The sequence below is a fragment of the Kurthia zopfii genome (genome assembly GCF_003143955.1).
Lineage (GTDB): Bacteria > Bacillota > Bacilli > Bacillales_A > Planococcaceae > Kurthia > Kurthia zopfii.
In genome coordinates this window covers 1-5,529 of sequence record NZ_QFVS01000064.1, presented here as the reverse complement: position 1 = coordinate 5,529, position 5,529 = coordinate 1, and the positions used below count along the sequence as shown (strand labels likewise).

Below are 5,529 nucleotides of genomic sequence, written 5' to 3'. Positions count from 1 at the left end.
GAATCTACTTACATTTCCATTTAAAAAGAGCGAGCCACGCTTCATAAATGAAACGTGATCTCGCTCAAACCAATCGATTTTTATTCAATTGAAAACTCTCACCAACGTTATTTGACAAAGAGCCACATTTGCACGTAATATTTCATCATTATTTAAATTGCTTGTACTTGTCTAGGTAGAGTGCGCTCTTCTAATGCTTTAGAATTCAGGCTATAAGCTAAAACTTTTTTGCCTTGTTGTTTCACAACTTCTACTTTTTCTTCTGCATGGTAAACATAATATACGATATCATGTTTTCCTTTTTTCACATTAATTACATATGGAATTACATCTGTTTCTGGATTTAGATAAAAGTCTTCATTACCTTTGAAAATATGATTACGTACTAAGAAACTTGCTTCATTATAAGATTCTAAAAATGCAGCTTTTTCTTGATCTGTTAATTTTTCATTATTGTAAGTAATAGTAGCTTCTTCTAACTTCAATTTTTGATGCATTGCATATCGTTCAGTTACCCAAACAATTACGATATTAGGTGGTGCAGTAACCAATTTTACTAATGTACCTAAGATTAATGTAATAAGTAATGCCCATGTCATAAAAAAACATCTCCTAAATATAAGTTCTATAAATATAGTGTAAATAATTTTCTCAATGCATTTATCCTACCACATGCTTTTTCAAAATCAATGAACTTTTATTAACGGTCACAATATAGGCACAATACACCGCTAGGTATATGTCAAAACCGTGAATTTTACTTTTAGGAGCTAACAAAATAGGGATTTATAGGGAATCTCTAAGAAACTGCTGCATGAGGTCGAGAACTAGAAAACGTCAAATGCTCGGGTGAACGAGATTGATTTATTTACCCTAGATGCACAAATAGAAAGATACTGAAGCAAAGTTCACTTCTAAAGTGGCATAGAAATTGGGAAGTCTTTGCTTTTTTCACTTCTCTCTATATTAAAGAAATAACGATGACTCCTGCCGAAAAGCAAAAAGAAGCCACGATGAAATGTCGTGGCTTCTTCATACATACCTATTACTCTTGGATTGCTGCTTCTAACGCAACTACCATCATATCTTTGAAAGTAAGTTGGCGTTCTTCTGAAGTTGTAACCTCACCAGTGATTAGGTGATCAGATATTGTAAGGATTGCTAATGCTTGTGCATCATATTTAGCTGCTAATGTATAAAGAGCCGCTGCTTCCATCTCAACTGCAAGCACACCGTAGTCTGCTAACATTTCGTTTGGATTTTTCTCACCGTAGAATAAATCAGCTGTGTAAACATTACCTACACGTAAGTTAAGTCCTGCTTCTTTACCAGCGTTGTAAGCTTTTAATAGAAGATCGAAATCTGCGATTGGAGCGAAGTCTAAACCGCCGAATTGGATTTCGTTCATTTTAGAGTCAGTAGTAGCACCTTGAGCTAATACAACGTCACGTACTTTCACGTCACGTTTAAGAGCGCCAGCAGTACCAACACGGATTAATTTTTTACAGCCGTAATCTTTCATTAATTCAGTTGCGTAAATTGAAATTGATGGTACACCCATACCAGTTCCTTGTACAGAAACTCGTACACCTTTGTATGTACCTGTGAAACCTAACATGTTACGAACATCATTATATTGTTTTACATCTTCTAAAAATGTTTCTGCGATAAATTTAGCGCGTAGTGGATCTCCTGGTAAAAGGACGATTTCTGCGATTTCGCCTTGCTCGGCGTTAATATGGATACTCATAAGTTAATCCCTCTCGATCATATGATTTTTTAGCATAGCTCACCATGCTTGATTCTATGCTATTGTACAGTAATGTCAGACATCTGACAAACAAAAAATCTATTTTTCTAACTCACTATAGACTACCCATAATTCATCAAAACGAACCGCCGTCATTTCCTCATGCGCCGCTTCTTCAATATAGCGTGACAGTTCATCGAAATCTTCAGATTGCTTTGGAAAAGTATGATCTAGGAACATCGCTTCCGCAAAATCTGAAAGCGCATCCATTTTACCTCCTCCACGATATGTTAGTACATGTTGGTAAAAACTATGTCTCATAATGAAACACTCCCTTCTAGTTAAATAGAATTACATAATTTATAAAAAACTGTGGCTTTTTTACTCTTTTTTCCGTAATATATAGAATAGAAAGACTATTTCAACTTATTCGAAAAGTAGGTGGCAAAATGGTTCAAACAGTAGAAAAAACAACTTCAGCTCCGCTTAAACCAAAAAAGTCTCGCTTAAAGCAACCGAGACCACCAAAAAATAAGGACAATAAGAAGAAAGAACCGAAAAACCCTAATCAAAAATTTATTCATTTAATTAGAGGTCGCGTTATTCTTGTCTTCTCATTTTTAGTCATTATTTTAGCAGCAATGCTTGTCGTATCTTACAATAACATGGAACGACTTCAGGTTGAACTAAAAAATTTCACAGGTGAAAGTTTACAAAACCAACTAGACGTTAACAACTTAACCGGAGAAATTGCGACTTTGTCAAATATCGAACAAAGTTACTTAATTACGGGAAGTCAGGTGTACTTAGGTCAATATGAAGATCAAAAAGAGCAAATTGATTCTTCTATTAAAAAGCTACATAATGCATTTCCTAAAAAAGGTGAAGAATATGACCGCATTAATTCAATCGAGCAATTTTATGCGAATTATTTGACCTATTCTAAAAGAGTTATTGAAGCAAGGCAAGAAAATGGTCTTGAATCCGCACAGCGAATCGTACTAGTCGGAACAGGTACTAAAGCGATGTCATACGTAGACCTTCATATTGATATGATGAATAAAACCTTAGCGAAAAAGAATGAGAAAGAAATTCAATCACTTGAGAATCGCACAAAAGTTTCAATGATTATTTTCTTAACACTTACATTAATGTCGATTTTACTCGTATTAATTTCTGGCACTGCCCTATTCCGCACAATCAAGAAAAATACTGCGAAAATTAATCACTCAATTTTAGATATTGCGAGTGCAGGTGGCGACTTAACAAAACGCGTAAAAGTGAAAAACAAAGATGAATTTGGCGAAATCGCGACTAGCACGAATACTTTAATCGAATCGATTGCACAATTAATTCGAAAAGTAAGTGCATTAACTGAAAATGTGTCAGCGAGCAGTCAGCAATTGAATGCATCTGCACAAGAGAATGCCATAACAATCCAACAAATCGCCACTTCTACGAATGAAATTGCCGAAAGTAGTGAACAAACGATTCGTTCAATGGAAATGTCTTCTCAAAAAATGTCTGAATTAGAAGAAAATACGACGCAACTTAATTTAGAAGCACAATTACTTCGCAGTGGTTCTGCGAAAATGCAAGAAGCTGCGAAAGCCGGACATCAGTCAGTTCAACAATCCGCACAATCGATGATGATGATTGAGGAAACAATCGCCAATACGAACCAAACTGTTAGTGGTCTTGGCGAAAGTTCAAAAGAAATCACTTCTATTATTGGGACGATCACTAATATAGCAGAGCAAACGAACTTACTTGCATTAAATGCGGCGATTGAAGCTGCTAGAGCTGGCGAGCATGGTAAAGGCTTCGCAGTCGTTGCTGATGAAGTACGCAAACTTGCGGAGCAATCGCAAATTGCCGCGCGTGAAGTTGCAACAATCGTCCATACGATTCAAGAGGAAATTTCAACAATCGTCGAACAAAATGAAGCAGGTGTGAAATCTGTCATTCAAGGTGTAGAGATTACCAATTCAGCAATCTCTACCTTTGATGAAATTGCCAAACAGACTGCGACTACGATCGACACCATCGAAAAAATGGTTGAACGTATTGCACACGCTGAGCAAACGAGCCAAGAAGTGACGAATTCATTTATCGAAGTGAATTCAATGGCTGAACATACAGCGCATCAAGCAGATCAATCTGCCGCGGCTGCTGAAGAAGGCTCGGCTTCGATCCAAGAAATTTACGCTTCATCAGAGGAATTATCACGACAAGCAGATTCATTACGTGACCTCGTACAACAATTCAAAATTTAATTCCAAAAACGAAATCGCGCGTATATGCGGTTTCGTTTTTTTATGTCAATTTACCTATCATTCACAAAAATAACGTTTTTTCGTTATTATCAGAACATTTCGACCTATAATATAACGTTATTACTTGAAAATAAAAGACTTTTCTCATACCTTTTTTGTAATTTAAGCGAAAATCCTCTATTCTTTTCATAAAATTGGTGATACGATTGTCGTTCGAGGAGTGATTTAAATGAAATTATCTAAGTATGTATTATCTTTAAGTTTATTAACAGCTGCGACTGCTACATATGCAGTACCAGCAACTGTTGCAAATGCTGCAACAAAAACAATGTCAGGTGTGATTAGTAAAGATGTAATCGTCCGCGCGGCTTCTACACCAAACTCTAAAAACCTTGGAACATTGAAAAAAGGTGCAAAAGTTACAATCTACAAAGAAACAACTTACTGGTACCAAGTAAAATTCAAAAACAAATTAAGCTATGTTTCGAAAGATCATGTAAAACTTTCGAAAAAACCTACTACTGCGAAACCAAAACCAAATACGGATCAAGTAGTAAGCACTATCAAATCATCTAAAAAAGCGAATGCTGAAATTAAATCAAATGTTTATTTCTATGCTAAAGCTAGCACTAGCAGCAAAAAATTAGGCACTTTGAAAAAAGGCACTAAAATCCACATGAACAATGTTTCTCAATTCGGATGGGTTGAATTCGACAACGATGGCAAGAAAAACTATGTTTACAAAGATTTCGTAACAAAAATCTCAAAACCAACTGCAAAACCTGGAACTTCTAAGCCAAAACCAGAGACTTCTAAACCTGCAGTAAATGAAAATGAGAAAACAAGCTATAAACCAAACTTCAGCAAAACTTTTTCTTTCAAATCTGAAGGTCATAACGGCACTTTAGTTTACTCTAAAAAGAAAACTGCTTCTGGCTATGCAATTTGGTCTAAAAAAGTAGCAAACAAAACTTCAAAATTATACATTAAAGAAGCAAAAGATGGCGTATACTACGCAACGAACTCTAAAGATGCAGTACGTGTACTACCATACTCATTCAAAGTTGGCCAAACTTACAAAAACGGCAAGTCTACTTTTAAAGTAACTGGCGCGAACAAAACAGTGAAAACAACTGCTGGTACATTCAAATCAGTTGCGACAGTAACAGGTAATGGTTATACATTCTATGTAGCTCCAGGTGCTGGTATTGTTAAAATGACTAAAGGCAAAAAAACAACTTTCGAACTTTCAAAAGTAAAATAATTGTCGATCAAAGAAGTCCTTTCAAAAGGGCTTCTTTTTTGGTTCTATTATATATGTTGGGGTCTTAAAACAATTCACGTTATAACTTTCAGGAATAGTGTGGCCCTTTTTCGGTTCTATTATATATGTTGGGGTATTAAAACAATTCACGTTGTAACTTTCAGAAAGAACGAATGCTTTCCGCCGACAAGTGCCGCACTATTTCTTTCCACTTTAGGTGGAAAGAAAGGATTGCTTCA

At 35.7% G+C, this 5,529-nt stretch carries 5 protein-coding genes; 2 read left to right on the top strand and 3 right to left on the bottom strand.

Features of this window, described 5'->3' with window-relative positions; translation table 11 throughout:
• Positions 1-152 precede the first annotated feature (152 nt).
• From DF281_RS14125 to DF281_RS14115, 3 genes are all read right to left on the bottom strand, one after another.
• On the bottom strand, positions 153-599 hold the full coding sequence (locus DF281_RS14125; RefSeq protein ID WP_109350906.1) for a YfmQ family protein: 447 nt from the start codon (positions 597-599) through the stop codon (positions 153-155).
• A gap of 446 nt (positions 600-1,045) precedes the next feature.
• Positions 1,046-1,750: a purine-nucleoside phosphorylase gene (gene deoD, locus DF281_RS14120; RefSeq protein ID WP_109350905.1), complete on the bottom strand. Its 705-nt coding sequence runs from the start codon at positions 1,748-1,750 to the stop codon at positions 1,046-1,048.
• A gap of 99 nt (positions 1,751-1,849) precedes the next feature.
• Complete coding sequence (locus DF281_RS14115) at positions 1,850-2,071, bottom strand: YozE family protein (RefSeq protein ID WP_109350904.1); 222 nt, start codon at positions 2,069-2,071, stop codon at positions 1,850-1,852.
• 128 nt (positions 2,072-2,199) lie between these two features.
• On the opposite strand from DF281_RS14115, the gene DF281_RS14110 reads away from it, so the two are divergent.
• Together DF281_RS14110 and DF281_RS14105 are read left to right on the top strand one after the other, a co-directional pair.
• Positions 2,200-4,026: a methyl-accepting chemotaxis protein gene (locus tag DF281_RS14110; RefSeq protein ID WP_109350903.1), complete on the top strand. Its 1,827-nt coding sequence runs from the start codon at positions 2,200-2,202 to the stop codon at positions 4,024-4,026.
• A 229-nt stretch (positions 4,027-4,255) separates the two neighbouring features.
• Positions 4,256-5,290, top strand: coding sequence for an SH3 domain-containing protein (locus DF281_RS14105; protein ID WP_109350902.1), 1,035 nt, complete (start codon positions 4,256-4,258; stop codon positions 5,288-5,290).
• The last annotated feature ends 239 nt before the right edge of the window (positions 5,291-5,529 follow it).